3 protein-coding genes and 1 pseudogene are annotated in these 2821 nt (G+C 49.3%); 3 read left to right on the top strand and 1 reads right to left on the bottom strand.

The features are described 5' to 3' along the window. Positions 1-158: 158 nt before the first annotated feature. The 3 genes from ABYP33_RS18405 (at position 159) to ABYP33_RS18395 (ending at position 2134) form a co-directional block, all read left to right on the top strand. Positions 159-995, top strand: a complete 837-nt coding sequence (locus ABYP33_RS18405) for a helix-turn-helix domain-containing protein (RefSeq protein WP_373092721.1) — start codon at positions 159-161, stop codon at positions 993-995. Positions 996-1621: 626 nt separating this feature from the next. Continuing rightward, positions 1622-1819: a hypothetical protein gene (locus tag ABYP33_RS18400; RefSeq protein WP_373092720.1), complete on the top strand. Its 198-nt coding sequence runs from the start codon at positions 1622-1624 to the stop codon at positions 1817-1819. Between the two features lie 99 nt (positions 1820-1918). Continuing rightward, positions 1919-2134: a transposase gene (locus ABYP33_RS18395; protein ID WP_373092719.1), complete on the top strand. Its 216-nt coding sequence runs from the start codon at positions 1919-1921 to the stop codon at positions 2132-2134. Positions 2135-2638: 504 nt separating this feature from the next. Here ABYP33_RS18395 and ABYP33_RS18390 read toward each other — a convergent pair. After that, a pseudogene (locus ABYP33_RS18390) lies at positions 2639-2821 on the bottom strand (acetyl-CoA C-acyltransferase); the annotation flags it as partial.

Genomic DNA, 2821 nt, shown 5'->3' with positions numbered 1-2821 from the left:
GCTTGCTAAGTAAGTACCAAATTACCTTGCGCTACGTTGGCTTCTGACGTACCACTGGATTGGTTCGACCCCACTTTTGCCAGTATGATGGTGCATAACGGAGGCGTGTACTATGCAATACGTTGCCAGTAAGCGTCAAAAAGTGAGTGTAATTACAAATGCAAAGCAAAGAAACGAAATCAGTATTTGGCCGCTTTTTAAGGTTTTGGCGAGGCGTACATGGCATGAGCCAAGAGACGCTGGCCGGACGCTTAGGCAGTTCACCGAGGCATATTAGTAGAATGGAGAACGGTAGTAGCCGTGCCAGTGAAGCGATGGTGCTTGATATTGCACGGGTACTGAGTTTGGGTAAACGCGATTTAAACCATTTGCTGATTGCAGCGGGCTTTGCACCGAGCGAGGAACCCGTTGACTTTAACGCACCAGACCTCAAATGGTTGCGCAAGGCAATGATGATGCACCTGCGAACGCTCGATCCCTACCCTGCATCGGTTGTCGATGGCTCGGCAAATATTCTTATGGTGAATCGCGGCTGGGTACATTTTTACGGAAGTTTGCTTGATGCAGACGGGGTGGCATCGCTGAGTAATTTCTATGATTTTTTGTTTGCTCAAGCGGTGGTGGAAGATGCCGCTGGCGATTGGGCTGATACCTTGTCGGCTATTTTGATGTCGATCCAGCAATCCGCGCTGCTTACCGGTGACGCCAAAGCCGAAAAGGCGTTAGCGCGACTGCAGGCCTACCCGAGTGTGCCCGCTGATTGGCAGCAGCGCGCGGCGCACACTGAGCCAATGGCGAGTTTCAGGGTGCGTATTAATATCGCCGGAGAAGTGAAACGCTTTTTTAGTGTTGGCACTATGGCTGGGGCTTTGGGGCCCAGTGCGTTCGCGTCTCAACCCCACCTTAGTATTATTACCCTCTACCCAGAGGACGAAAGTTACGATTTTTCTTCCTTGGGTGGGGCGGAGTTGAGTCACCCCTTATTATTTTATTAATAGCGGGTTCGTTATTGCTGAGGGTAAGCACTGATGCATTTCTGTGTCGCTGCCTAAATTTGTTGCACTTGAGTCAATTTAAGTCGATGAACCCATTATTGACTACCACTTGCTTGTGCTCCTTGGCGGAGGCGCGGAAAGTGAAGTGATGCCGCCCGCTAGCTGCGAAGCTCCGATGATAAGCGTCTCCCCACGGTAAGCGGACGCGCTGAAGTGCAGATCTACAGAGGCCATTCTGCGTACATCGGCATTAAGCATTTGCTTCCTTAGTGTTAAACGCATATGCCGTAGACGCAGGGCCCGTGAATCATAGGTTTTGCAAAAGCTCAGTTACGTTACGCAATGGGCTGGCTAATCACGCGGCCTACAATGCTGCGAATGGGGTGGTGGCGTTCATGGAATGACAACGGCAATGGCAGGGGAGTCTGCACGAGACAATATTACGATGAATGAGCTTGCCTCGATGGTAGGTTATCTCGTCGGCGACGATGTCGCATTGTAACGGGCCAAGCGATTGGCGTTAATGGTGGCTCGGCAATGCTGTAGGCCTTGTTGAGCAGTCGGTACGAACTAGGAGACCAATAATACATAGCGATGTTATTGCTAAAGACAAAAAACAAAGCGTGGTGTGGGCGTTTATTTACAAGATTGCAGATTTTCCACGTAATGATATTGGTACTGCCAAGCATCCTAGAGGTCGTTTAGATTGGGAGATTTATCAGCTTGACGGTGAGGTCTATGTGACTTTCGACCGCTGTACCCGCAGTGCAGATTTTTTAAGTGAAGAGGGTGAACAGCAGGGGCATATTGTGGAATGCGCCTAGCATAACGGTCAATTTGATGTGCGCATCGGCGGGGCTTAGCTTAACGTTTCAGAGGCTATTGCGCAGAGCCTACGAGAGAGATGAAGCAGCGGTTAACGTTTGGCTCAACGAAGTTTAGCCACGAGTAAAAAACACGCTAAAATCAAGGGTGCCGAGATATTTTGGCTAGATGAGGCATCGATACGATCCAATGATCCGCTACAGCGGACTTGGGGAGCGAAGGGACAAACACCGCGTGTTAAAACCCGTAGTCAAAGGCAATCAATTAACGCCATTTTGGTCCTGTCTAAGCAGACAGATGTGTTGCCTGTTTGAGGCACTTTTTGAAAAGGCCGAGGAGCGCCGGTAATCCTGATTGTTGATGGCCATCCTGTCCATAAATCAAAAGAACTAATGAAATATATCGACTCTTTGGAAGGAAAGATCGAAATCGCTTTCTTCCTGCCTATCCACCTGATTTAAATCCAGATGAACTGGTTTGGCATAAAATGAGAAATACGGGTACATCGAAAAAGTCACTTAAGCAAGGTGAGTTGCTGAAAAATCGAGCGATAGCGGGCTTAGAGAAAATTCGACGAAACAAAAAGTTTGTAATTTTTTTTTAAAGAAGCAACAGTATCTTTTGCTGCGCTGCCGCCTAGCGAGTAAGCCCCTTGGCGCGGGATCTAATATGGTAGAGGCGATATCGAAGATAGGCGCGAAGTGCTTAGGTTTGCAAAACCCGCTGCTCAGAAACATCAGGCCCCAGTAAAAATACTTGGGCTTGTCCGTGATCTGATGGCAGCCCGAGGGCTGCCATTTTACGTGTCCCCCCCAGACTTATGCGTCTGGGTTTTCTAGCAGTATTGCGCAGCCTTGACCACCGCCAACGCAGGCCGAAGCAATACCGTATTTAACGCCACGGCGTTTCATCTCTTTTGCTACGGTCGTAGTACAACGCACACCGGTTGCCGCCAGTGGATGGCCGTATGCGGTTGCGCCGCCATTGACGTTTAATTTGCT

This window comes from Zhongshania sp. (genome assembly GCF_041584495.1).
Lineage (GTDB): Bacteria > Pseudomonadota > Gammaproteobacteria > Pseudomonadales > Spongiibacteraceae > Spongiibacter.
This window is presented reverse-complemented; position numbering and strand designations above follow the sequence as displayed.

Excerpts from the sequence above, each read along its gene's own strand:
- ABYP33_RS18405 (WP_373092721.1), top strand. The coding sequence starts at position 159 with ATGCAAAGCAAAGAAACGAAATCAGTATTTGGCCGCTTTTTAAGGTTT.